Origin of the sequence: Ferruginibacter paludis (genome assembly GCF_030409685.1) — a bacterium.
Classification (GTDB): Bacteria; Bacteroidota; Bacteroidia; order Chitinophagales; family Chitinophagaceae; genus Ferruginibacter; species Ferruginibacter paludis.
On the sequence record NZ_JAUFQJ010000014.1, the window covers coordinates 142385 to 167434 of the forward strand.

Annotated in this window: 19 protein-coding genes and 1 tRNA gene; 11 read left to right on the top strand and 9 right to left on the bottom strand. The window is 41.9% G+C overall.

Annotated features, from left to right (window positions below):
* Positions 1–24 precede the first annotated feature (24 nt).
* On the bottom strand, positions 25–450 hold the full coding sequence (locus tag QWZ08_RS20205) for a DUF4258 domain-containing protein (RefSeq protein WP_290339356.1): 426 nt from the start codon (positions 448–450) through the stop codon (positions 25–27).
* A 76-nt stretch (positions 451–526) separates the two neighbouring features.
* On the opposite strand from QWZ08_RS20205, the gene mtaB reads away from it, so the two are divergent.
* Positions 527–1984, top strand: coding sequence for a tRNA (N(6)-L-threonylcarbamoyladenosine(37)-C(2))-methylthiotransferase MtaB (mtaB, locus tag QWZ08_RS20210; protein ID WP_290339358.1), 1458 nt, complete (start codon positions 527–529; stop codon positions 1982–1984).
* Positions 1972–2286, top strand: coding sequence for a hypothetical protein (locus QWZ08_RS20215; RefSeq protein WP_290339359.1), 315 nt, complete (start codon positions 1972–1974; stop codon positions 2284–2286). Before mtaB ends, QWZ08_RS20215 begins: the two co-directional genes overlap by 13 nt.
* 94 nt (positions 2287–2380) lie before the next feature.
* Here QWZ08_RS20215 and bamG read toward each other — a convergent pair whose 3' ends face one another.
* Complete coding sequence (gene bamG, locus QWZ08_RS20220; protein WP_290339360.1) at positions 2381–3634, bottom strand: BamG family beta-barrel-assembly machinery protein; 1254 nt, start codon at positions 3632–3634, stop codon at positions 2381–2383.
* A 7-nt stretch (positions 3635–3641) separates the two neighbouring features.
* The gene (locus QWZ08_RS20225; protein ID WP_290339361.1) at positions 3642–4979 is read right to left on the bottom strand and encodes a DUF4270 family protein; all 1338 of its coding nucleotides are present in this window, start codon (positions 4977–4979) and stop codon (positions 3642–3644) included.
* Positions 4980–5253: 274 nt separating this feature from the next.
* Here QWZ08_RS20225 and QWZ08_RS20230 point away from each other — a divergent pair, with 274 nt between their 5' ends.
* Both QWZ08_RS20230 and QWZ08_RS20235 read left to right on the top strand, forming a co-directional pair.
* On the top strand, positions 5254–6273 hold the full coding sequence (locus QWZ08_RS20230; protein ID WP_290339362.1) for a Kelch repeat-containing protein: 1020 nt from the start codon (positions 5254–5256) through the stop codon (positions 6271–6273).
* 51 nt (positions 6274–6324) lie between these two features.
* The gene (locus QWZ08_RS20235; protein WP_290339363.1) at positions 6325–6663 is read left to right on the top strand and encodes a DUF4907 domain-containing protein; all 339 of its coding nucleotides are present in this window, start codon (positions 6325–6327) and stop codon (positions 6661–6663) included.
* A gap of 83 nt (positions 6664–6746) precedes the next feature.
* Here the strand turns inward: QWZ08_RS20235 and QWZ08_RS20240 are convergent, their stop codons facing one another.
* The gene (locus tag QWZ08_RS20240) at positions 6747–7457 is read right to left on the bottom strand and encodes a LytR/AlgR family response regulator transcription factor (protein ID WP_290339364.1); all 711 of its coding nucleotides are present in this window, start codon (positions 7455–7457) and stop codon (positions 6747–6749) included.
* 206 nt (positions 7458–7663) lie between these two features.
* Here QWZ08_RS20240 and QWZ08_RS20245 point away from each other — a divergent pair, with 206 nt between their 5' ends.
* The 4 genes from QWZ08_RS20245 (at position 7664) to dgt (ending at position 11078) form a co-directional block, all read left to right on the top strand.
* Positions 7664–8740: a sensor histidine kinase gene (locus QWZ08_RS20245; protein WP_290339365.1), complete on the top strand. Its 1077-nt coding sequence runs from the start codon at positions 7664–7666 to the stop codon at positions 8738–8740.
* Positions 8737–9429 carry a LytR/AlgR family response regulator transcription factor gene (locus tag QWZ08_RS20250; protein WP_290339366.1) on the top strand — a complete coding sequence of 231 codons (693 nt, stop codon included), beginning with the start codon at positions 8737–8739 and terminating at the stop codon, positions 9427–9429. Before QWZ08_RS20245 ends, QWZ08_RS20250 begins: the two co-directional genes overlap by 4 nt.
* An 89-nt stretch (positions 9430–9518) precedes the next feature.
* Positions 9519–9593 (top strand) — tRNA-Val (locus tag QWZ08_RS20255).
* 96 nt (positions 9594–9689) lie between these two features.
* Positions 9690–11078 (top strand): dGTP triphosphohydrolase, encoded by a 1389-nt coding sequence (gene dgt, locus QWZ08_RS20260; protein ID WP_290339367.1) that lies wholly within the window; start codon positions 9690–9692, stop codon positions 11076–11078.
* 77 nt (positions 11079–11155) lie between these two features.
* Here dgt and QWZ08_RS20265 read toward each other — a convergent pair whose 3' ends face one another.
* The 5 genes from QWZ08_RS20265 to QWZ08_RS20285 all read right to left on the bottom strand — a co-directional run bounded on the left by QWZ08_RS20265 (position 11156) and on the right by QWZ08_RS20285 (position 20952).
* The gene (locus QWZ08_RS20265) at positions 11156–13738 is read right to left on the bottom strand and encodes an alpha-L-arabinofuranosidase family protein (RefSeq protein ID WP_290339368.1); all 2583 of its coding nucleotides are present in this window, start codon (positions 13736–13738) and stop codon (positions 11156–11158) included.
* Positions 13739–13819: 81 nt separating this feature from the next.
* Positions 13820–15988, bottom strand: coding sequence for a glycoside hydrolase family 43 protein (locus tag QWZ08_RS20270; RefSeq protein WP_290339369.1), 2169 nt, complete (start codon positions 15986–15988; stop codon positions 13820–13822).
* Between the two features lie 16 nt (positions 15989–16004).
* Complete coding sequence (locus QWZ08_RS20275; RefSeq protein WP_290339370.1) at positions 16005–18128, bottom strand: glycoside hydrolase family 43 protein; 2124 nt, start codon at positions 18126–18128, stop codon at positions 16005–16007.
* A 361-nt stretch (positions 18129–18489) separates the two neighbouring features.
* Positions 18490–19461, bottom strand: a complete 972-nt coding sequence (locus QWZ08_RS20280) for an ROK family protein (protein ID WP_290339371.1) — start codon at positions 19459–19461, stop codon at positions 18490–18492.
* A 9-nt stretch (positions 19462–19470) separates the two neighbouring features.
* Positions 19471–20952: a family 43 glycosylhydrolase gene (locus tag QWZ08_RS20285; RefSeq protein WP_290339372.1), complete on the bottom strand. Its 1482-nt coding sequence runs from the start codon at positions 20950–20952 to the stop codon at positions 19471–19473.
* Positions 20953–21159: 207 nt separating this feature from the next.
* Between QWZ08_RS20285 and QWZ08_RS20290 the strand changes: the two genes are divergently transcribed.
* The 3 genes from QWZ08_RS20290 (at position 21160) to QWZ08_RS20300 (ending at position 25032) form a co-directional block, all read left to right on the top strand.
* Positions 21160–21414: a SemiSWEET transporter gene (locus tag QWZ08_RS20290; RefSeq protein WP_290339374.1), complete on the top strand. Its 255-nt coding sequence runs from the start codon at positions 21160–21162 to the stop codon at positions 21412–21414.
* A gap of 26 nt (positions 21415–21440) precedes the next feature.
* On the top strand, positions 21441–22247 hold the full coding sequence (locus QWZ08_RS20295; protein ID WP_290339375.1) for a glucose 1-dehydrogenase: 807 nt from the start codon (positions 21441–21443) through the stop codon (positions 22245–22247).
* 151 nt (positions 22248–22398) lie between these two features.
* Positions 22399–25032, top strand: coding sequence for an MGH1-like glycoside hydrolase domain-containing protein (locus QWZ08_RS20300; protein ID WP_290339376.1), 2634 nt, complete (start codon positions 22399–22401; stop codon positions 25030–25032).
* Positions 25033–25050 lie beyond the last annotated feature (18 nt).

Consider the following 25050-nt stretch of genomic DNA (forward strand, 5'->3'; position numbering starts at 1 on the left):
TATGCATGCTAAATGTGAAAAAATCTATTTACAATTACAAGGCCATTCCGTATCAAGGTCTATGCAAGTTACTACTTCTACCGTATTATTTTCCCTGGGAGCAAAAACTATGCGAACATGTTGTTTATCGTGCGTGATGCCCTCCAGCGGGTAGGTTTTTCCCCTTGGGTCTTCTTCAATTTTGTTAACGTTTACTGTGCCCGTGGCTAATATTTCCTTTACTTCACTCTCATCAATATGCCTGCAATCCATGCGGCAATGGGCATGTTTGCTATAGATGATCCGTTGTGCATTCCTGTTAAAATCGTCAACGGGTTTTATGGCCGGAACAGTTATTTCTGTATTGTTATTTTTTAGTTTGGGGTAACTGCTGGCCTGGTGCGTTTTAACCCACCAAAGTAAAAATCCAGCGGCCAGCAAAACAAAATAAGGAAGGTATTTTTTAAACATGCCGCAATTTACTCACTAACGGTTACATAGTTTACTCTTGCATCAAAGTTTACACCTTTTTGAACTTGTGTAAACTTTGCAGGAGGTCGCGTTAGGGATTGCAGCGGAAAGCCCGGAGAAGGCCTGGTACGCCCGCCCTGTGCCGGACTTGTATCCGCCGCGGCGGACCCGCCGCGGCGGACCGGCCCGCCGAAGCGGAAACGCCCAAACCAATTTAAACGACCTGACTTATGCAATAAAACATCCTGTTGTATCTTTGCAGTGTATGAATAAAACAGTGGCGCTACATACGCTTGGCTGCAAGCTAAATTTTTCAGAAACATCTTCTATAGGGCGGTTACTGGAAAACGATGGTTTTGTAAAAAAAGACTTTACGGAAATTGCTGATGTGTACGTAATCAATACCTGTTCAGTTACTGATAATGCAGACAAGGAATGCCGGTTACTGGTGCGCCGTATACAAAAAAAAGCACCGGAAGCCACCGTAGTGATTACAGGTTGCTATGCCCAGCTAAAGCCCGTTGAAATAGCAGCCATACCCGGTGTTGACCTTGTATTGGGTGCTGCAGAAAAATTTAATATTTCGCAGCATTTAAAAGATTTTACCAAAGGCGACAGTACTAAAATATGCAGCTGCGATATTGCTGATGTAAATGAGTTTACGGCGGCACATTCCATTAATGACCGTACCCGTATTTTTTTAAAAGTACAGGATGGCTGCGACTACAATTGTTCTTTTTGTACCATCCCGATGGCGAGGGGCAAAAGCAGGAGCAACCCGATCAATAACGTGGTAACAGAAGTTAAAGCCATTGCTGCAAAAGGTGCCAAAGAAATTGTTTTAACTGGTATTAACCTGGGCGATTTTGGCAAGGGTAGTTTTGTTGGAAAAAAGAAAGAAGAAAGTTTTTTTGAGCTGATACAGGAACTGGATACCATTGAAGGCATTGAACGTTACCGAATCTCTTCTATCGAACCCAATTTATTGACCAACGAGATTATTGAATTTGTGAGCAACAGTAAAAGATTCATGCCGCATTTTCATATTCCCCTGCAAAGTGGCAGTAATAAAATACTTGGGCTGATGCGCCGCCGTTATAAAAAAGAATTATATGCGGAACGTGTTGGCCTGATAAAGGCACTGATGCCGCATTGTGCCATTGGGGTGGATGTAATTGTGGGCTTTCCCGGCGAAACAAATGCAGACTTTAAAGAAACGGTCGACTTTTTGATAGATCTTGATATTAGCTATTTGCATGTATTTACTTACTCGGAAAGGGCCAATACTTTAGCAATGGATATGCAACAAGTAGTACCTGTTTTCGTTCGTAACGAAAGAAACAAACAGCTGCGTAACCTCAGTTACCGCAAGCTGCAGCATTTTACCAATCAGCACATTGGGGAAACAAGAAAAGTGCTGTTTGAAAACCCTGATAAAAATGGCATGGCAGAAGGCTATACGGATAACTACATTAAAATAACTGCTCCGCATAAAAAGGAGTGGACAAACAGTATTGTGGAATGGAAAATATAAACGACGAAAAACTCAGCAAATTCCAGGTTACCATCCGTTTTTATATGGATGAAGAATTTATGAAACTGGTACCAACACACCGCATTTACATCAACGGACTGATTGATAAAAATATCATCGATTACTATGCTGTCAGCATGGAAACGCAACGTTCCTGGATGATCATTAATGCCGCTGATAAAAAAGAAGTACAAAACTACCTGGAGCAATCTTCTTTATACAATTACTGGACGGTAGAAATTGATGAGTTGTTTGTGTACGATTCACAGGCTTACCGGTTGCCGGCGCTGCAATTGAATTAGGCTTCAAACGCTTTATTACATCATCCGTAAATTCATAAATGAGTTTACGGATTTTATTTTTCAGTATTGATTAAAGGCTTGCCGGGGCTCGTTCTCAGTAATATTTCCTGCCTCCAAATAAATATTCCAAATACGATAGTGTAAGATTGATATTGAAATAATTTTCACTTAACTGGCTGGTAGCTGTGGTGCCTCTTCTGCCCGCTTCCAGCGATATAACATAGCCCAGCGGACTGCTTTTTGAGTTTCTTGAAAAGCCTATACTTCCACCAAAATCAGTTATCTGGTGGCCATCCATTTTCAGGTAGGAGTTACCGGCATATAAGCCCATTTGAAAAAAGCCTTTTTCATATTCCACACCATAAGGATTTCTGGCCCTTTGTGAATGCTGAAAGCCAAGTGACAACTTATTGCTGTTTACGAGTTGGTAGCCGCTGCCGGCATATTTGAGTGAACTCCAGTTTTGTGTTTGTGCATTGACAGTATAAGTATAGACGCCCTTATTGATTAGAGCAAAGCCGGCATTGATGGTTTCGGGCAATGTAAAAAAATCATTTTTAAGTATCTCATTTTTAATCTGTGTATTGCCATCTGTAACAATCAGGGAATGTTCTGCATACAAAGACGTTTTGGGAGTATAAGTCATCCCATAGGTTGATTGCCATTTTTTACCCAGCTTTAATTTGGTCTGTAATGAAAAATTAAAATAATAATTACGTAAATAAAGATTGCTTTTGGTAACCAAATCAGATGTTAAGTCGTTGCTCAGGATATCTTCTGTTTGATTGATAGAACCAAACAATAAAGACGAGGTAACACCAATAGAAGTATTTTTTGTAACCTTATAACCATTGGACCAATAAAATTGGTTAACACCACCCTGGCCCTGGTAGCTGGCATCTACATTCAACAATGTTCCCTGTATATTTTTACTGGTTGAAAAGTTAAAAGCTGCTGTACTAAAGGGCATCAGGCCCATGCTGCTGCCCCAGTTTTTTGTAAGCTTAGCCGCCAGGTTTACCCTGCGCACCGCAAAATCCGTTGTTTTATTATCAGGTGCAACAACGCCCGCTCCTGTGTACACTACCTGCTTAAAACGCATAGAGGTCTCAAAGGCAAAAAAATGTTCCCGCAACTGCGTAAGCGAAGCTGCATTGCTGTTGTTAATATAACGCTCATCGCCCAACGCAACGCCTGCATTAGCCATGCCGGTATACTTGTTAAAATAGCTGGTTTCAATATCGCCGATACCCAACACAGAATAGGGCGAACTGTTATTCTGCCCCTGCGCAATTGCGGACATCATTAAACAAATTGCAATAAGACTAACTCTTTTATTCTCTGACATTCTTTTTTTATTTAACAGCCGCATAATAAATTTTTACCTGGGTTTTATTGGCGCCGTTTGCAGCATTGGCAATCAGCAGCCTGTTAAAAATTACGGTGGCATTGGGCGGTAAAACCAGCAAGCCATTTTTACTACCTTCCGTATTAGGCAACTGCGCCTGCAGGTAACTGGTTACATCATACGTATAAGCCGTGCTGGTGCCATATAAATTATCTATGTAAAGACTGCCATATTGAACAACGGCCGATGATCCAACAACTGTTGTAAGATCAATACCCAGTTGGTTTGTCTGGTCGGTAGCAGATAAGCGCAGGCTGGGTGGTAAACTGTAATAGCCTAAAAAACTATTTTGAACCGGCTTAACCTGCAGCTCCGCCTTTACAATTTTTAAAAAATCCGGTAATTGGTATAAATCTTTGATATACGGAAAACTAATTCTTGCAACAGCTCCTGAAATGTATTGGCTATACCCAGCATTACCGGTAGCTGATGAAACCAGTTGCTTATTGGATGGTCCTAAAGTCGAAATGGCTGTACCTGACCTGTCGGCGGTAATATTATTAAACTGAAAATTAGTTTGATTGACGCCAAAATCAATGGTGGCATTTTCAGCAAATACGCCTGGCTTTTTATAATGTAACCGCATGGTAAGACTGTCTTTAAATCCAACGATACAGTTGTTGTTGCTTCCCCCAACAAACGCCAGGCCTCTAAAATAATTTACAAACTGATCAACCGTCTGCACTTCGGTAGTTTTGTTTTGCAGTTTGTTAAAAAGATCCTGCCCTAGCGATGGAGATAATTTTATTGCCAACGTATCTCTTGTTGAAGGAGCAATGACTATTTCGCTGCTGCCAAGTACATTGTTTGAATATGGCCAGGAATTGTTGTTATAGAAACTGTACTGTGCAGCTGAAAAGCTTATTTGCTGGGTTAGCTGATGAACATCGAGATGATAGGGTACCAGTGTGTCACCATAAAAACTTTTGTTTAATTTTAAGATCACCTCCAATGAATCAAAGACTGAACCGTTCGGAATATCGTAAGTGGTATTGGATGGTAAGCCCAGTTGAACAAAGGACTGCGATGCAATGGTTCCGAATTTTTCATCTTTATACTTTCCCGCTAAAATAGCCTTTGTACCCGAGGTTACAAATGAATCTACATATACAGTAGACACGTTCACCGTAACCGTATCAACCAGCACAAGGTTTGTAATGGTATTGTCAATAAAACCGCTTCCAAAAGTAATATCCTGTTTTTCGCAGGAACTGATAATAAATCCTGTAAATAAAAGGCAGGCCGGCAACAAAAAAATGGTAAAATAGCGGGGTCTTTGCTTCATAATACTCAGTTCATTTTTAATTGTTGGCAATATTATTCCCTGATGGCGCTGTAGTATTGTTAATATGGATTAATAGCCGCAGATCATCTACCAACATCTTTATTGGCACTGCTTCTGGCTGCATTTTGGCAAGCAGTGCGGTTAACCGTTTGATAGTTGATTTTTATTGATTGATATACCATTTACATGGCTTTGTAGATGATTAATACCCGTAAATACTTTTTAACGATTTTAACGTTTGCTTCCGCAATACTTTCGGCAAAAATTATACAGCATGTACAAACTAAAGCGGCTTACGTTATTGAGTATTTCAGGTATTTCTTTGTTGATTGGTTCCTGCACAAAAACATCCAGCACTACCACTGATACCAGTGGTAACTGGGTTAAAAGATCAGATTTTGAGGGCGTTACACGTAGTGAGGCTGTTTCATTTGTAATTGGTGACACCGCATATATTGGTACGGGCTATGATGGTACCAACCGCCTGGGCGATCTCTGGGCATACGATCCTGCACAAAATTTTTGGCACCAGCGGGCTGATTTACCGGGTGCTGCAAGAAGTTCAGCCGTGGCGTTTGCGGCAGGTGGCAAAGGTTATGTCTGCACAGGTTACAATGGTTTAGACAGATTGAAAGACGTTTGGCAGTACAACCCCGCAACCAACAGCTGGATACAAAAGAATGATTTTACCGGCGGGGCAAGATATGACGCAGTAGCTTTCAGTATATTGGATAAGGGTTATATTTCTACCGGCTACGATGGCAATTACCTGAAAGATTTTTGGCAGTATGATCCTGCATCAGACACCTGGACGCAACAGTTAAGTATGGGTGGATCCAAACGGTCAGGCGCGGTTGCTTTTGTATACAATAACAAAGCGTATGTATGCACCGGAAGCAATAACGGCAGTACCTCCGGCGTAAATGATTTATGGGTTTTTGATCCCACCGCAACACCTGTATGGACAGAAAAAAGAAAGATCAGCAATGTTAGTACCGATGCCTATGATGATGCTTATGCTATTATCAGAACCAATGCAGTTGCCTTTGTAATGAATGGCAAGGGGTATATCACCACAGGAGAAAATGGTGCAGTATTGGGTGACACCTGGGAGTACGATTTTACAAACGATGTATGGACTAAGAAAACTGCTTACGAAGGTGTGGCAAGAACCGGGGCTGCAGCATTTTCAGTAAATGACCGTGGTTTTGTTTTAACCGGAAGAAGCAGCAGCACTCCGTTTGATGATATTCGTGAGTTCTTTCCGTCTGACGCATACAATGCCAATGATTAATGGAGAGAAAAATTTCAGCGTAAAAATTATTCATAGTTGTCAAGCAGTAAAATGAAATCTACCTTTTTTTATATCGCAGTGTTTTGCCTTCTTAGTGCATGTTACAGTTGTCAGGATAATGCTGTGGCCGCTTTCCCTGCCAACAGCAAAGATTTTATGCCTGTTGGATCATATGCATTTAAGACCGGCGATGGATGGGGCTATGCTATCACTGTTGACAATAAAATTTTTATAAAACAATCTATCATACCATGCATAGCGGGCGAAAAAAGTTTTGCCTCTCAGGCCGACGCTGAAAAAGTTGCCGACCTGGTGCTTACTAAAATAAAAACACACCAGAAGCCGTCCATCTTTAAATCAGAGTTGGAAAAACTGGGAATAGCAGAATAAATAGTGAAGAGTGATTACCGTGAGAGGATAAGGAACGGAGTGAAAGTGTTTCACTCCGTTCTTTATTTTTTACGTTAGCTATTTTAAGAAGCCTGGTGAATTATCTGGAACAGTGAGTTACGGTAGCTTTCGCCGATGGGAATAAATTTGTTACCAATAACAATTTCATTTTTACTCACTACATCAATGCTGCTTAAGGAAATTACGTATGATCTGTGCACTCTTATAAAATCATGGGCAGGCAATTTACTTACAAATGTTTTTAAATTTTGCAGCGTGATAATGGGCTTGGGTTTATCAACCAGGTATACCTGCGTATAGTCTTTCATGCCCTCACAAAAAAGAATATCATCAAATTTCACTTTATAAAACTTGTATTCAGATTTTACAAAAACAAAATCGGTGGCGGGTGTATATTCCTGTTGCGTTGGCGGATACAAAAATTCTTTTGCCCTGCTGACTGCATAATAAAACTGGTCGAATGAAACAGGTCTTTCCAGAAAACTAAATATATTGCTGCCAATGTCTGAAGCTGACAAAGCAGTTTTGGAATCAACCACAATGATGAGCGCATTACTGGAATGGTCAGTTAAAAAGTTTTCCATTTCAGCATCTGAAATGGTGGCCATGTCACAAAAAATAATGTCGGTTGTAAATTCCTGCAGGTAATGCCGTGCCTCTCTTGCATTGATAGGCTTACAAATAAAGGATAACCATGGTACTTTTGAAACGTGTTCAAAAAGTATTTTACCAGATTGCTGGTTACCAATCAGCAGGCATTTTAGTTGAAGCATAATGTATATTCAGTTAAAACCAAAACTAAATCAGTAAAACTGCAAGGAAATGTGAAAATTGCCGGGCGTAAATATTGGCCGGTTCTTTAGTACGTTTTACCTTTTTTCAAATTTACTTCAATCATTTCATTCCCTATTTTTACACAATCAATTTGATTGTTATTGTAACGTTATCGGATGAAAGACTTATTTATTAAAATTATTGAATGAATAAAAAACTGCTCACTGTATTAATTCATATTTCCGGCTGGATGGCTTTTTTTTTGTTTCCGTTTCTTTTACTGAATGTATCTCATTCAAATGATGTGGAGCATCTAAAAAACTTTCACCATCCAGGCAATCCGAGACCGGAGCCCAGCTTTTTGTTCTTTTTTCTGCGCAACAGTCTTCTTATTGTCTTCTTTTATTTAAACCTGTTTTTACTGCTGCCGAAATTGTATTACCGGCAAAAGAAAATGCCTTACTTTTTGATAGTGTTCATTTTTATGCTCATTGCTATTTATTTACCATCGTATGTAAGAGCTGAATTTATGCCACCCAAAATGCCACTCCCGGATGCAGGCTTGGGTGTGCCCCGAAGAGGTCCGGACACGATAGGAAGTGTCTTCGGCTTTCTTCATTTTTTAATCATCTGGTTTTTAAGCAGTATCATTCACCTTGCCGGCCGCTACCGGCAGATGGAGCAAAAGAACAAGGAAATGAGGGTGCAGAAACTGGATGCTGAATTGTCTTATTTAAAGGCACAGATCAACCCGCATTTTTTGTTTAATACGTTGAATAATATTTATGCGTTGGCCATTACCCAACACGATCAAACCCCGGAAGCGATATTAAAATTATCCGACATCATGCGGTATGTAACAGAAGATGCCAACACGGCCACTGTTCCATTGCAAAAGGAACTCGATTACCTGGAAAATTATATCACCCTGCAGCAACTGCGCAGCAATGATAAACTAACCGTAGACTTTACTATAACCGGCGAAGCAGGCACCAATAGCATTGCTCCCCTGCTATTGATTAATTTTATTGAAAATGCATTTAAATACGGCGTAAGCAATCACGAGCCTTGTTTTATCAACATTCATATTCTTATAAACGAACGCCAGCTTACGCTAACTGTAAAGAATAAGGTAATGGTAGTTACAGCAGAGCAAAGTACATTTACCGGCACCAATAACACGTTGAGAAGACTGCACTTGCAATATGCTAAAAAGCATAACCTCACCATAGATGAAAACGACAATTTGTATGGTGTATTTTTACAATTAGACTTAGCATGATAAACTGTGTAGCCATAGACGACGAACCACTGGCACTGGAAGTATTAAAAAAATACATTTCGAAGTTGCCCAACCTGCAGTTGCTGATGACATTTTCTGATGCAATTGATGCATTGGCTTATCTGCAAAAAAACCAGGTTGATCTGTTGTTCCTGGATATCCAGATGCCCGACATCAATGGCTTTCAGCTCTATAAAGATTTAACAGAAAAACCCATGGTAATTTTTACAACGGCTTATAAAGAATTTGCTGTAGAGGGTTTTGAAGTAGATGCCATTGATTATTTATTGAAACCATTTAACCTGGCCCGCTTTGAAAAAGCAGTCGCAAAAGCCATCGCCAGGGAAACCAGTAAAGACAAGGAAGAAGCACCATCTCAATATTTATACATTCATGCGGATTATAAGATGGTTAAAATACCTTTTGCTGACATCATCTATATGGAAGCCCTGGATGATTACGTAAAAGTAGTGACCGGCACACAGTCATACCTCACATTGATTTCGATGAAAAAAATCCTCGAGAAGCTACCTAAAAAACAATTCATCCGGATTCACCGCAGTTATATTGTTGCCATTGATAAAATTACTTTTTTACAATACCGTAAAATTGGGTTACCTAATAACCTGGAACTGCCGGTAGGCGACACCTACCGCACAGAAATAGCTTCATTAAAAAGGCAGGAGTAACCATTTTGCAAAAAAAATAAAATAAGAAGCGAAAAAAATTTTGGTACAAACATTTTACCCTTATCTTTGCCATCCGAAAAAACGGTAAAGGGAGCATAGCTCAGTTGGTTTAGAGCATCTGCCTTACAAGCAGAGGGTCCGCGGTTCGAACCCGTGTGCTCCCACAAAGACCTCACAGAAATGTGAGGTTTTTTTATGCCTCCGTTAAAAAGTTTCCTTTTCATTTACCCGGTTATTAAAGCACCAGGAAATAAAACTAAATGACCGGATTTACAGCTTTAACCATGGATCTAAATAAACTTTATTCCGACACAAGAACCGGCGCTGTGATGCAGTCTGCCAATATTGATGTACGTACAGATTTTCAAAGAGACTTTGACAGGATTATTTTCTCCTCTTCCTTCAGGCGGCTGCAAAATAAAACACAGGTATTTCCATTGCCCGGCAGTGTGTTTGTACACAACAGGCTCACGCATTCGCTGGAAGTAGCTTCAGTCGGCCGTTCGCTGGGTACGCTGATCGGCGACTTTATCATAAAAAAATATGCGAGTTCATTGTCAGATCAGAGCAAAGGCTTTTTTAATTATGGTTTGTCCAATGTAATTTCTTCCGCCTGCCTTTGCCATGACATCGGTAACCCGGCTTTTGGTCATTCAGGTGAAGATGCCATCTCCAACTTTTTTATAAAAAATGAAAGCAGCTTAAAATCTCATTTTTCAAAAAAGGAATGGCTGGACTTTATCAATTTTGAAGGCAACGCGAATGCCATCCGGGTGCTAACGCACCAGCAGAATGGAAAAACAGAAGGGGGTATGATGCTTACCTATTCCACCTTATCAGCCATTGCAAAATATCCCTGTGAATCTGAAGGATCCTGCAAAGCCTTCACACACAGAAAAAAATTCGGCTTCTTTCAGTCAGAATTAAAAACGTTTAGCGATGTAGCAACGGCCACCTCCATGATCCTGGATCAAACAGATCCACTAATCTATTTCAGGCATCCCTTTGTTTGGCTGGTAGAAGCAGCCGACGACATCTGCTACAATATCATCGATCTGGAAGATGCGCATCGACTGGGCATTATTGGTCATGATGAATGCAGGGATCTACTGGTTGCGTTAATTGGATCTATCGGCATAGACAATATTGCCAAAGTAAAAAAGCGACTGGACAATTTTAGAGATAAAAACGACCAGGTATCTTATTTAAGGGCCAAGGCTATTTATTCTTTAACCATGAAATCAAAAGCCATTTATGAAGATCACTTTGAAGCCATTTTAGACGGATCATTTATAACACCTTTGTTTAACCAGGTAAAAAAAGAATGCCCGGCGTTGCAACTGATAACAGATTTTTCTATTGAAAACATCTACAATCACCGCTCGGTTTTAGAGATCGAAAATGCAGGTTATAATGTGATGTATGAGTTGTTGATGCATTTTGTTCCACCCATCATTAAAGATAAAAGCAGCCGGTCGAAATCTGAAACGAAAGCCATTAAACTGATACCATCCCAGTTTTTATATGCAGAAGGAAGCAAGTATGAGATGGTAATGGGTGTGCTGGATTATGTATCCGGTATGACAGATAATTATGCCACAGATTTATACCGGAAAATAAAGGGGATAGATATCGGCATGACCATTTAAAGATGAAAAGCGAACGGATATCCTGTGGCTGTACCCTATAAAAGCAGCCGATGCACCTGAATAGAAATTTAAAGTGATTACTCCCTTGTTTTAATACGGACAACAGTAAATGAATAATCAGCCAACGAAGCTGTAAAGGTTTGCCCGATGCTGATAGACGATACAATCGGGCGACTATTCGTATCGGCCGGCTTACCTGCGAGCACTGTTTTTATTGCGCTGGTATTCGCAATATTGATTCCTTTTAAATCAATCGTAACTGTTGTTGCAACAGGCAAAAGGTTAATCATTTTTACAATTACATCGCCCGTTTTTGTGTCTCGGACAATTGACGTGGCGATCCGTTTCTTTACAGCATCCTGGCTGCTGGAAATAATTACCTCCGCAGGCAGATATTCATTGCCCGAATTTTGTCCAAACAACTTTTGCACCTCATAATCTGTTGTTGTTTTTACTACCGCATTGTCAAAATAAATCAGGTCGGGCTTCCATTGCGTGTGGGCTTCTTTGGCAAGTAACGGTGCATACGATGACATGGTAACCACATCGCCATTGCGTTCCAGTGCAGTTAGATATAAGGCTTCTGCCAGCGCCGTTTCAATATTGCTTGGCCTGCCGGGAAGATGAGCCGCATATTCGCCCAAGTATACTTTTGATTTGGTGCGGTCATATTTATCGTAGAAGGATTGGTTGTTGATAAACCACCCGGGCGACTGGTAATAATGTTCGTCCACTGCGGCAATGGAAAGCTTATCTGCAAGCCGCCAGCCTTCTTCGTAATCCGTTCCTTCAAAGGTCGGGCCCACCGTACCGATGACGGTTATTTCCGGATGCTGCTGTTTCATTGCACGAAGGATCATTGTATAGCGTTCTTCAAAAATATCTGTAATTAAATCTTCGTTGCCGATTCCGATGTATTTTAAATTAAATGGTTTTGGATGACCGGCTGCAGCACGCTTCTTCCCCCACTCTGTTGTAACTGGCCCGTTTGCATACTCTACCAGGTCCAGAATATCCTGCACATATTCATCCATTTCATTCATCGGTATACCGCCCTGCTGGCCGCCACCGCCAACTGCTGAATTCTGGCATGGAACGCCTGCGGCAAGCACCGGCACAGGCTCTGCACCAATATCTTCGCAAAAACGAAAATACTCAAAGTAGCCAAGGCCCGCACTCTGGTGATAGCCCCATAAATTCCGTTGTGGTTTCCTTGATTCCAGCGGACCAATGGTATTCTTCCAGCGGTAGATATTGCCGAGGCCATCACCGTGCGCCACACTACCACCCGGGAAGCGCACAAAACGTGGATGTATATCGGCGATGGTTTGGGCAAGATCAGCCCTAAGCCCGTTGGGTCTTGCCTTAAATGTATTTTTGGGAAACAGCGAAACCATATCAAGCGACAGGCTTCCTGCTGACAATGGTAGTAATGCAATATATGCATCCTTTGCGTCTGCGCTGGAGGTAAGTACAACCGAAATCTTTTTCCATGATGAAGTGGATGCATTAACAACAGCTTCCGAAAGCACCACATTATTGTTACCAACGAGCTTTATCAATAAATTTCCACGACCAATATTTCTTTTTACAAAAAGGGAACAGTTGTACTGATCTCCTTTCTTTACATTGATACCATCAAAGCCAGTATTGGTTAAAGCCGCTCCCGTAGTTACGGTTTTTAAAACTGCGTAGTGTAAATTATTCTTGTGAACCGGCGAAACGGAATCAATAGTAAATGCTGTGCCAGTACCTTTTACAGACCATGAATTGGTACTGTTCCAGGCTGTATCATTTCCTTCCTTATCTGCAAGCGAATATTCAAAATCACGGTTTTGAATCAGCTCTGCATACAACCCTCCATCTGCGGCATAATTAATGTCTTCAAAAAAAATACCGAGCAACATATCACTGATGGCTTTTGCTTTTGCGGGAAGTAAACTCAGTTTTACATCCACCAGTTTCAACTCTGCAAAACGTTGTGCATGCTGTACTGTTGTCTCACTGTTTTCCGTCCTTTTAAAAGAGGATGCTTCGTATGTTTGGTTGAGTTTTTGAACCACGGCCCATGCTACTTTATGCATCTGACCTTTTACAGTTACCCCATCAATTATCGCAGTAATACTTTCATCATTATAAGCAGCTGGGGCAACTTCGGCAGCTGGTGTATAGGATTTAAAATCAGTGGTTGAAACCGCATAGCATTTACCGTCATTGCTTTTGTAGACAACGGTATAATTGTCAGCTGAAGCGTTATACCAGATGATTGGCTGCAGGCAATTAACACCCTTATTTAAAACGGGATAACTCTGCCTGCCCCAGTAAACAAGATCATTGGATGAAGCATGTGCAAATGCATGATCCTGTTCATTCAATTGCCACACACATTCCCATTCATTGTTCCTGCCCAATATTACATAGGGATTGATCATCTTTTTTTGAGTACCCCACCGGCCATAATCACTCCATAAAAAAGTAAATTCATTGCCGACGCTTTCCCATTTTGTAAGGTCCTGGCTCCAGGCAAAATGTAATCCGTTGGTATTATTGCTTTTGCTGGTGGTATAAGAAAGAAGGTAAACTGAATCGGGTTTGTTGGCAAAACAAACAGGCATTATTTTGAAGAATAAGAAGCAAAAAAGTGATAATTTTTTTGTCATACAATCAATTTTTTTTGTCGCAAACAAAAGCTTCTTCAGAAGGTACGATTTGATGGATTTTGAACATTATTTTAAAGCACATCAATGTAACATAACCGCTTTAATACCTTTATGTGTGGGTGTTATCTGCTTTATAGATCCGTCTATATTAAACTGCAGTTTATCAATACATACTTCCCGGTTATAACCTGCCGCATCGCCCATCTTAATTCCATTGGGATAATTGAAACGGTGATAAACAATGTACCATTCGTCTTTACCCGGAATTTGTATAACACTATTGTGCCCTGTAGCGTAAATACCTGCAGCCGTATCTTTTGCTATCACCAGGTTTTTTGCTGGTATAGATATCGGCCCGGTGGGAGAACTGCTTGTACCATACCGTACTTTATAATTTTCACTTCTTGTATCGTCCTCTGACCAAAGAAAATAATATTGTCCGTTTCTGAAAAAAACAGTGCTGCCTTCGCGGAATGTATTGTCTGGCGTAATTACTTTTACGGTCTCCTGTTTCAACGAAATCATATTGTCATTGAGTTCGGCGCAGGCCATATAACCATTGCCCCAGTATAAATAGGTCTTGCCTGTTTGCGGGTCTGCAAATACATCGGGATCTATTTGCTGCCCACCTTTAATGCCTTCCGGCAACTTATCAATAAGTGGTTTACCCGAGTCAACAAATGGCCCGGCAGGATCATCTGCAACAGCTACTCCAATTTTTTGTGCAGCGGTAAAATAGAAAAAATATTTGTAGCTGTTCCCCACTTTCTTTTCCTGTATACAAGGCGCCCAGGCATTTCGTTTGGCCCAGCTTACATCTTTGTTCAAGTCCAGTATCACACCTTCATCTTTCCAATTAACTAAATTGGTTGATGAAAATGTTTTGAAATAAGTGCCCGACCAGTTGTTAAAACCATCACTTGTAGGATAGAGATAAAATTTATTTGTTTTGTGAGAATACAAAATATCAGGGTCCGCATAAAAACCATCCAGGACAGGATTGTGGTTTTCTGCTACCGATACAAACCATTTTTTCGGCGCCTGTCCTTTGATTGTAATTTGATATTCAACCGGCCCTTTTGTGAAATTCTGCAGCCCAGCCGGTGCTATTTTCGCCCCCGGAAAAGCAATAAAAGATGGGTTAAAGGCATCTAAATTTGTTCCCGGTTTTACAGACAGGAATAAAGTACTTTTTGCAGTGTCTGCCTTTATATTGATCTTTTTGATTTTGCTGGCATTGGCTGAACCGATGATATCTGCTGCAGTTCCCCATTTACCAACTAATCTTTCTGCCTCCTGTGTTGTAATGGGCATTACCGTTCCGTGGCGGGGATGAAAGTTCATCGTTACCGCCTGGTCCACCACGGTAAAATGTTCCAGGTCTTTTGTTTTTGTAAACTGGTATTTTCCTTTTACATACACATCATACATCAGGATGTATCCTTCTCCATTGTTCAGTTTAAAGACGCCCGCACCTTCTACCTGGTCTTTGGTTTGCTGCACATATTTATCCTGCAATGTATATCCCTTTGTCAGCTGATCCGATACAGCAATTTTAATTCCATCGCCAGTGCCTTCAGTTTTAAAGAACAAATGATATTTGCCATCCTTAAAAATTATTTCGCCGTCAATACACGAACTGTTGGTGGGGCTGTAAAACAATTGTTCAGGCGATGTATCAAGGTTGGTGAATTCAGTATTGGCATAAGCATAATAAATTTTATCAGGACCACTGCCATATTTCATCGACCAGTAGATCATATACTTCCCGGCTTTGGCATCATAGATGGTTTGCGGCGCCCATACCCTAAGCAGGCTGTCATTTCCGGGGAAGCGGCTTTGAATATTCACCACACTGGACGTCCAGTTGACAAGGTCTGTTGATTTTAATAAAACCATGGCCCGGTTTGAATTCCAGCCTTTATCCGAAACCATATCCGTTGCCACCATATAAAAAGTTTTTCTATCCTCACCCCGTAAAATATGTGGATCCCGCACGCCGCCGGACGAACTGATTTTTTCCGAAGCAATCACCGGGTGATCATTATTTAATGCCCTGAAATTGTACCCATCATTGCTCAATGCAAAATGGATGGCCTCTTCGCTTTTTTGATTGCCTGTAAAATAAGCGAACAGGTAGGCAGTGTAATTTTTACCTGTTAGTTTTTTTTGCGCCTGCGCCTGAATTGTTAACTGTCCTGCCAACAAAAGCAGTAAGCCACCCACCGTTGCGTTCAACTTTCTCATCATTTTTAATCAATATTTATTACTCAATAATTTTCCATGTAAAACAACTGCCATCTTTTCTGTCCGGCCTTGTACCTGCTGCATCTGCCGAGGTAAGACTTTTGGCATTGGGATCAGCAATAAGATACCTGTGTGTCGCAATTGACATTAGCATCAGGTCGCCGCGTAACATATCCTGCCATTGAAACAGGGATGCTTCACCTTTCTCTTCCTTTTCAATCCTTACTTCTGCCATACCACCCAAGCCTTTCACGGTAACAAAACCACTGTCAACTAAAGATTGTAACGCGATGCGCCCATTACCCCGGTCAAGTACCCGAAAATGGGCATGCCCGCCTTCTGCAAAACGATCTTTGCCTGGCAGAGGCCGCACAAAATCTTTCCAGTTTACCAAAAGAGTACTATCTGCAAGGCTGGTTAACGTGATGACTTTACCATAAGGAATGGGCTGCGTGAGTCCATGTGGCCGGGGCTCCTGTACAATAAAATCATCAAAGTCGGCGTAGCCACCTTCAATGTTGCTTGTGTTGAAATTGAAAAGAGAAAACCGAACGCCCTGGAATGTTCTGAGCTGAAATACCATGATGATTGTATCGCCCAAATCACGAAAAATATTTCCGTCGCTGCTGTAACTGAACACCGCCTTTTCCGTATCAAAATCGCAGTGCACACGAAGCCATAACCTGGAGGCTGTTGCTTTTGCAATAGTAACCTTCCCGGTTTGATGATCAAACATTTTTATTTTAGTTGTACCGTCTTCTTTGCTAATGCCTATCCACGCATAAGGCAGGTTTAACAATGCCAGTCCTGCTACATCACCGCTCTTTAATCCGCCGGTTTCAATCGATGTTGTTGCTACAGACTCGGGGCCTATGGCCCGCTGCGTGAGGGAATTACGGGCTGTCCAAAAATCCGGTGCCGGCAGCGATTGCAACCGCAGATATCCTTTGCGTTTTACCAGCGACCATTTTTTATCAACCGGCACATGGTTCCATTGCCAGATGGGTTGCAACTTACCTGCGGCGAAATCATCAGATCGTTGATAGGGTGCATGCGGCGGTGATGAAAATCCGGTACTGGGTTTTATCCAGGTTCTGGGTGAACGTGTTAAATTGCCCGGCAGTCCAAAATACGGCCAGTCATCTTTCCATGTTACAGGTGACAATGCCGTAACGCGGCCTACCGAATTATGATCCAGCATAGACCATCCCCACCACTCACCGGATTGAATTTGTACAATGCCGCCCTGGTGCATCGGGATGCTGCCTACAAAATTTTTAACCGGGGGCATCAGCTCAAAAGGCGGCCCCTTGCGGATATTTTTGTGTTGCCAGCCCGTGCCTACACCCAGGTTTTCTTTGGCACTCATCACATTTATTTCGTACGGCCCTGTTGGCTTATCAGCACGCAGACAAACCTGGTAACACAGCGGATCGTAATTGGTGTTGGTGATATAGTACCTGCCATTGATTTTATAGAAATGACAACCTTCGCCGGCACCGCTTCCTTTGGGAACAATCACTTGCTCTGTGCCGGGTTTGGTGTCGGTCAGGTCTGCTGTTAACTCTGCGAGGTGCACTTCATCATATCCCCATACAACATATACCTTACCATCATCATCAAACAAAACAGACAAGTCATGAAATGATTTTTTCATTTTAGTCTGTGTCCACGGACCGGCAGCGTTGGTTGCAGTAAAGAGTTGAGTTGTCTGACCATTTACATTGGTGAAAATATAAAATTGCCCGTTATGATGACGCAGGCAGGGTGCCCATATACCCTGGCCATAAATATCCAGTCCGTTTTCCAGCCGGTACGCCGGGCCAAAATCGAGTTTGTCTACAACATAACAAACAAAGTCCCAGTTTACCAGATCCTTTGAATGCAAAACCGGAAGGCCCGGCATGGCATGCATGGCAGTACCGGTGAGGTAATAATCATCCCCTACCCTTATTAAATCCGGGTCAGAAAATTCATCGTAAAACAATGGATTGGTAAAGGTGCCATTACCGTTATCTGAAGTCCAGGTTGGGCCCTGATTAAAATTTGTTTTGGATGCTGTTTGTTGTGCATTGGTTTGCAGCGTTTGCAAAAGCATTGCGAAAAACAGGATAAAACCCTGGCGGGAATATGTAAGAATCATAAAAAATGTTCCGGTTTTGATGAGTTAAACACCTGTCATTCTTATTTCCGGTTTTAATGGAAATTTATGATGATTAAGGGTTTAAAATATGGCTTATCGTTATTTGTATTTCAGGATAAAAAAGAAAGGTAAGACAAACAAAATTAATAATAGTAATTATGACATTTAAAAGATAGAAGTCAGGCCATCGCCCATTCACTATTCAATGTCGTTTACTTAGCGAATGAAGGTGGTCGACCTTTTTATAGTTATCAGTTTTTAATAAGGTCGACCACCTTTTCCCCGGAACTGAATTTCCTTAAGTAAACGACATTGATTCACTATTGACGATTCACCAATACCTTAATTCTATATGAGCAGCCTATTTTTCTTTGCTCATCAATGCCAAAGAGAGCGCCGCCATATTACCGATATTTTCCGAAAGACCGGCAGGCACAATTTTACAGGCATCAACAGAATCCCGGATAGCTTCTTTTTGTATTACTTCCATCATCACGGGCTCCAGCAGCGACTTCGATCTTCCATAAATGCTGCCGAGTATGATGAGTTCCGGATTTAGAATATCAATTAACAATGCAAGCCCTTTGCCCAATTGTCTGGCGCATATTGTATACACATCAATTGCCACAGGGTCGCCTTCCATGGCCGCTTCCGCAACTGACTTTGCGGTAATGTTTGCCAGGTCTGCCATGCCACTGCAAAAACTTACAGGCTCGCACATCTGTATTTTTTCCCTTGCTTTCATCTGGCCGAGTTGTGCAATGCCGCCACCGCTGCAATAGCCTTCAAAAGACCCTGATTTGCCGAAACCGACAGGTCCTGTATCCGACAAGCGTAAATGACCAACTTCACCAGCCAGGTCTGAAATACCGGAATATAATTTTCCATCTAATATTAACCCGGCACCCATGCCTGTACCAAAGGTTAAAAAGATTAGGTTATTGTAACCTCTTCCTGCACCATATTTCCATTCAGCCACTGCACAGGCGTTGGCATCATTTTGTAAAAACGCCTTTTTATTAAATCGCTCTTCTGTCATTTGAACGATGGGTATATTATCCCAGCCAGGCAGGTTAGGCGGCGATAAAATGAGCCCCTTCTTACTGCTCAACGGGCCACCACAACTGATACCGATGCCTTCAACAACATCAATTGATAGCTGGTTTTTGGCAAGCAGCTCCTCTGCCACTGCAAATAAATAACGGATCATTTCATAAGCGGGTCTGTCTGTTGCAACTGTTGTAGCAGTTGTTACCATCAACTGCCCTGTTGCATCGAGTGTACCCAACACAACGGCGCACTTGGTACCGCCAATATCGAAACCTAAAAGCATATCAATTTTTTAATTGTTGTCTACAATAGGATTTATTTTGATTGATTTAAATTGAACTGCACCATGTTTGGCATATAACCAAACAACACGTCCTTTTTGTTCGGGCATACGATTTACAATGCAACGACGGTTATCAATACAAACATCTATGATATCATCGTTTAAAATGATGTCCACTTTAATTGTTTTACTTAACCCGCTCACCGCCTTTATGTTGGTGTTACCCAAATCAACCATTGCGTTATTGGCACTAAAATTAAGCCGGTAGCCAATATCGGCTTTATCGTCCGAGCGCAAATACAAGCCATATTCTTGAGTAGGTCCCTGCGGAGTTATCTCCAATGTTATGCGGCATCTGGCAGGAATATCTTTTATACTGGCAGAGCCAACACCATTGGGTGCGTTGACTTGCACGGCGTCTTTACCTGCATTCGTTGCATTCAATGCCGCTTCAATTTTAAAGGGCATTGCCGGTGCTGTTACAGGTATCATCTCTGCCGGAAATTTGGCAGTCAATGTACCGTCCGGCAATTGCATCACTTCGCGGAATATGGAATTGCCCCCAAAGATTTCATCGTTGTCATCCAGGTTGTCCTTGCGGGAAGGTACCCACGCGGCTGCAATACGACGGCCGTTTTTAAACGAAGCAGTCTTTACCACATTGGCCCACGACTCATTCAAAGCCTGGTAAGGCGGCTCAATCCAGGGGCCATATGGACTTCGTGACTTTACATAATAGGTCTCACTATCATGGCTGTATACCAGGTAATACCAGCCATTCCACAAAAAATAATCCGGGCATTCCGGCACGGAGGATTGCCCCGTTAACACGGGTTGCAGCACGTTCCAGGTTTTTAAATCTTTTGAGGTAAGATGTACCAGGCAACCTCCCGCATTTTGCATCACCGTGTTCTGCTGCCAGCTGGAAACAAACAAATGAAACTCACCCGTTTTTTCATCTACAAAAACTTTTGGATCCCTGAACTCCCTTTTGCTGTAACCTGGCGCTGAGGTATAAAATGGATTGGGTTGTTGCTTTTGAAAATGAATACCATCAGCACTGGTGGCGTAACTTAATTGTTCGTTCACCTTACCCTCACGGTTGATGAGCCTGGTAGCATAAAACGCATAATAAGTATTTTTGTAAAATACTACCGAACCGGTACAGATCGACTTTTCCCAGGGTTCGTCAATCCCCAGTACAATGGGATATTGCTTCCAGTTTTTTAAATCGTTGGTGGTACTCAATACCCATTGATGGCCACCCAATCCATTTAAACTTTTATGATGGGCCGAATCGAGTAACCAATAATAATAGTAAGTACCATCTTTTGAAAACGGGATGCAATCACCCACAAACAAATCGCCTTTTGGCTTAAAGTACTGCAGGTTTTTAGTGGCCTGAATCGTTGGATCATACTGAACTCCCAACTGACCGTAAGCGATTGCAGAGAGTACACATAAAATGCCTGGCAGAAAAAATTTTTTCATGGCTTGCTATTTGTTGACTCAAAGATATAAGAAGCTATTCATCACTACTCTTTTAATCAATATTACGTTTATGCTAATCGTGCGCACTCATGTCAGCCACTTCTTCATCTGTTATATTTTTGCAATAACTAGTCATTAACCTAATTCTGCTGTACATTGAAAGCGGCTTATACCTCTTTCGTATATCAGCAAAAAATTATTTCACAAATGAATATTATTACCATTACAGGCTTTATTGCCGCGGCGCTCACCACCGGTTCCTTTTTACCGCAGGCTATTAAAACCATTCAAACAAAAGATACCAGCGGCATCTCATTGTTTATGTATTCGCTCTTTGCGCTGGGTACCTTGTTGTGGTTGCTGTTTGGATTGTTTAGTGGTAATATGCCCGTTCTTGTAGCCAATACGGTCACACTCATTTTTGCATGCATCATTCTTGTTTATAAAATAAAGTACAAGTAAATCCTTCTAAAAAAATAATAAAACTTATGGCAGAAAAAAAACTTAGCGGACAAACAGCACTTGTAACGGGCGCCAATTCAGGCATCGGAGAAGGAGTAGCCATTTCTCTGGGCGAAGCTGGTGCCAATGTGGTAGTAAATTATGTAGTAAATCCTGATGCAGCCAATGCAGTAGTTGACCGGATAAAAGCAGCCGGGGGCAATGCCGTTGCGATACAGGCGGATGTTAGCAAAGAAGACCAGGTGATCAGCATGTTTCAGCAGGCCGTGCAACAGTTTGGTACCATTGATATTTTGGTAAACAATGCGGGCTTGCAAAGAGATGCCAAATTTCATGAAATGACATTGGCGCAATGGCAACTGGTGATAGACATTAATTTGACCGGGCAATTTTTATGTGCAAGGGAAGCTGTGAGAGAATTTTTGCGCAGGGGCATGGTGGCCGATCGTTCTGTTGCCCTCGGTAAAATCATTTGCATGAGCAGCGTGCACGAGTTAATACCATGGGGCGGTCATGCGAATTATGCTACCAGTAAAGGTGGTATTAAGATGCTGATGCAAAGCCTGGCGCAGGAATATGGCGGACAAAAAATTCGTGTGAACAGCATTTGCCCCGGCGCCATTAAAACACCCATTAATAAATCAGCCTGGGATACACCTGAGGCCTACAACAGCCTGATGACGCTGATACCGTATAACCGCATTGGTGTACCGGAAGACATCGGCAAACTGGCGGTTTTTTTAGCAAGTGATGACAGTGATTATATTACCGGAGCCAGCATATTTATTGATGGTGGCATGACGGTATTTGAAGGATTTTCAACAGGAGGCTAATGCCTTATAAAGGGGGAACTGTGAGAAGAAGATGGAGAATAAAAAGCACAGTTTAAATAATGCGGATAAAGTTCAAAAATGGTTTGCAGTACAAGAGGGCGACGCAACGTTGATGCCATGAAAAACAACTGCTGGTAAACAAAATAAATACATGTCAGAACAAAATATAACTGCAGAGCAGCGGCGGTTAAATGCCAATGCATTAAAAGAAGTGCCGCTGGAAAAATGGGGGCCTTACCTGGGTGAACGGCAATGGGGAACCGTTAGGGAAGATTACAGCGCCAATGGGGATGCCTGGAATTATTTTACGCACGAACAATCCCGCAGCAGGGTGTACCGCTGGGGCGAAGATGGCATTGCCGGCATCTGTGATATGCACCAGAATTTGTGTTTTGCTATCGCCTTGTGGAATGGAAAAGATGCGATTTTAAAAGAACGATTATTTGGATTGACCAATATAGAAGGCAATCACGGCGAGGATGTAAAGGAGTTGTATTATTACCTTGACAATACACCAACGCACTCGTACATGCATTATTTGTACAAATATCCGCAGGCGGCGTTTCCTTACGAACAGCTGGTGGAAGTCAATGGAAGTCTACCCAAAACAGCACCAGAATTTGAATTGCTGAACACCGGAATATTTAATGACAATGATTATTTTGATGTTAACATACGATATGCAAAAAATAATTCAGAAGATATCTGCATTGAAATAACAATCATCAACCATGGTAACAACACATCACCTATCGTTGTATTGCCCACTTTGTGGTTTCGTAACCGCTGGTTGTTTGGAGATACAGATGAAAAGCCACTGTTGAAAAAACAGTCTCCGCTGCCAACAGCTGGTGTTGTAAAAGCTACGCACGAAAGATTAGGCAGCTATTTTTTATACCACCAGCTTACTGCCGAAACGCTGATGACAGAAAATGAAACCAATACGCAAAAAGTATTTGGTTACGCCAACACTTCCCCCTTGGTAAAAGATGCTTTTCATGACGCCATTGTTTATGAGCAAAGTGATTTACAACAACTGTTACAGGATAAAGAAAGGGGTACAAAATACTCACCGGTATATCGTTTGAATATTCCGGCAGGTGAATCACAAACAGTTGTTTTAAGACTGAGTAAAGATGAATTGCAGCAACCTTTTGACGCCGGCTTTCATACGACTTTTTCCGAACGGAAAAAAGAAGCAGATGAATTTTACGATAAGCTGTTGTCCAAAAACGCTTCAACAGATGATGCAATTATACAACGACAGGCCTTTGCGGGGTTATTGTGGAGCAAGCAGTTTTATCAATACGATATTGAACGCTGGTTAAACGGTGATGCTCATAATATTCATCCGCCTGAAGAAAGAAAACACGGCCGCAATGCAGGCTGGGAGCATTTGAAAATAGCCGATGTTTTATCTATGCCCGATAAATGGGAATATCCCTGGTTTGCCGCCTGGGATCTTTGTTTTCATTGTATTCCCCTGGCCATGGTTGATCCTGTGTTTGCAAAAAACCAATTGATATTATTGTGCAGAGAATGGTACATGAGCCCCACCGCCCAGGTACCGGCTTACGAATGGAATTTCAGTGATGTGAACCCGCCGATACAAGCCTGGGCTGCATTGCAGGTTTACCGGCTTGAAAAAGAAATTCACGGCACTACTGATATCGCCTTTTTAAAACGCATTTTTCAAAAACTGATGCTGAATTTTACCTGGTGGGCCAACCGGGAAGACGCCAACAGCAACAATGTTTTTACAGGTGGATTTTTAGGCCTGGATAATATCGGTGTGATAGACCGTAACAGTCTGCCCCCCGGGACTTTTCTGGAGCAGGTAGATGCAACTGCCTGGATGGGTATGTATGCTTTGAACATGATGGAAATGGCGCTGGAGATAGCGCAGACGGATATTACTTACGAAGATGTAGTGACCAAATTTTATGAACATTTTGTATTGATTGCTGGGTCGCTGAACGAAGCGTTGTGGGATGAAGATGAGCAGTTTTTTTACGACAGTCTGCATACAGAAGACGGCAGCAGTATTAAACTGAAAGTAAGGTCACTTGTTGGCCTGAGTGTTTTGTTTGGCGCCGGTATCATTACTAACGAGGCGTTGCAAAAGTTACCCGATTTTAAAAAGCGAATGAATTACATTAAGCAGTACCGGCTGCAAAACAACCTTTTTTTACCCAGCGAACAGGTAAGCGAAAAGGGTGATATCCTGCTGTCATTATCACACAAGGAAAGGTTATCACAACTGCTTGGCGTAATGCTCGATGAGAACGAATTTTTGTCACCAGGCGGTATCAGGGCTTTGTCAAAATATCATCAGCAACATCCCTTTCATTTACAATTCAATCACACTGATTTTTCCATCGGCTATGTACCCGGTGAAAGTGATAATGGCATGTTTGGCGGCAACAGCAACTGGCGTGGACCGGTATGGATGCCACTTAATTTTCTACTGGTACAAACATTAAGACAGCGGCACTTTTTTTATGGAGAAAATTTACAATTACCCTACCCAACCGGCTCGGGCAATATGGCATCTTTGCAGCAAATAGCCGACGGGCTGGCGGAAAGAATCATTTCTATATTCCAGGTAAACAGCAATGGTATGCGCCCCGTAAATGGTGATGAAAGCTGGTTTTATCAGCGACCTGAAAATAAAGACCTTATTTTATTTTATGAATACTATCATGGCGATACGGCAAGAGGTGTTGGCGCTTCGCACCAAACAGGATGGAGTAGTTTGGTAGCAGCGTTGCTGAGAAACAGGTAGTATTTGTTAAAGCCTGGC

Coding starts and splice junctions, on each gene's coding strand:
- QWZ08_RS20205 (WP_290339356.1), bottom strand. CDS start 450: ATGTTTAAAAAATACCTTCCTTATTTTGTTTTGCTGGCCGCTGGATTT.
- QWZ08_RS20215 (WP_290339359.1), top strand. CDS start 1,972: ATGGAAAATATAAACGACGAAAAACTCAGCAAATTCCAGGTTACCATC.
- bamG (WP_290339360.1), bottom strand. CDS start 3,634: ATGTCAGAGAATAAAAGAGTTAGTCTTATTGCAATTTGTTTAATGATG.
- QWZ08_RS20225 (WP_290339361.1), bottom strand. CDS start 4,979: ATGAAGCAAAGACCCCGCTATTTTACCATTTTTTTGTTGCCGGCCTGC.
- QWZ08_RS20230 (WP_290339362.1), top strand. CDS start 5,254: ATGTACAAACTAAAGCGGCTTACGTTATTGAGTATTTCAGGTATTTCT.
- QWZ08_RS20235 (WP_290339363.1), top strand. CDS start 6,325: ATGAAATCTACCTTTTTTTATATCGCAGTGTTTTGCCTTCTTAGTGCA.
- QWZ08_RS20240 (WP_290339364.1), bottom strand. CDS start 7,457: ATGCTTCAACTAAAATGCCTGCTGATTGGTAACCAGCAATCTGGTAAA.
- QWZ08_RS20245 (WP_290339365.1), top strand. CDS start 7,664: ATGAATAAAAAACTGCTCACTGTATTAATTCATATTTCCGGCTGGATG.
- QWZ08_RS20250 (WP_290339366.1), top strand. CDS start 8,737: ATGATAAACTGTGTAGCCATAGACGACGAACCACTGGCACTGGAAGTA.
- dgt (WP_290339367.1), top strand. CDS start 9,690: ATGACCGGATTTACAGCTTTAACCATGGATCTAAATAAACTTTATTCC.
- QWZ08_RS20265 (WP_290339368.1), bottom strand. CDS start 13,738: ATGACAAAAAAATTATCACTTTTTTGCTTCTTATTCTTCAAAATAATG.
- QWZ08_RS20270 (WP_290339369.1), bottom strand. CDS start 15,988: ATGATGAGAAAGTTGAACGCAACGGTGGGTGGCTTACTGCTTTTGTTG.
- QWZ08_RS20275 (WP_290339370.1), bottom strand. CDS start 18,128: ATGATTCTTACATATTCCCGCCAGGGTTTTATCCTGTTTTTCGCAATG.
- QWZ08_RS20280 (WP_290339371.1), bottom strand. CDS start 19,461: ATGCTTTTAGGTTTCGATATTGGCGGTACCAAGTGCGCCGTTGTGTTG.
- QWZ08_RS20285 (WP_290339372.1), bottom strand. CDS start 20,952: ATGAAAAAATTTTTTCTGCCAGGCATTTTATGTGTACTCTCTGCAATC.
- QWZ08_RS20290 (WP_290339374.1), top strand. CDS start 21,160: ATGAATATTATTACCATTACAGGCTTTATTGCCGCGGCGCTCACCACC.
- QWZ08_RS20295 (WP_290339375.1), top strand. CDS start 21,441: ATGGCAGAAAAAAAACTTAGCGGACAAACAGCACTTGTAACGGGCGCC.
- QWZ08_RS20300 (WP_290339376.1), top strand. CDS start 22,399: ATGTCAGAACAAAATATAACTGCAGAGCAGCGGCGGTTAAATGCCAAT.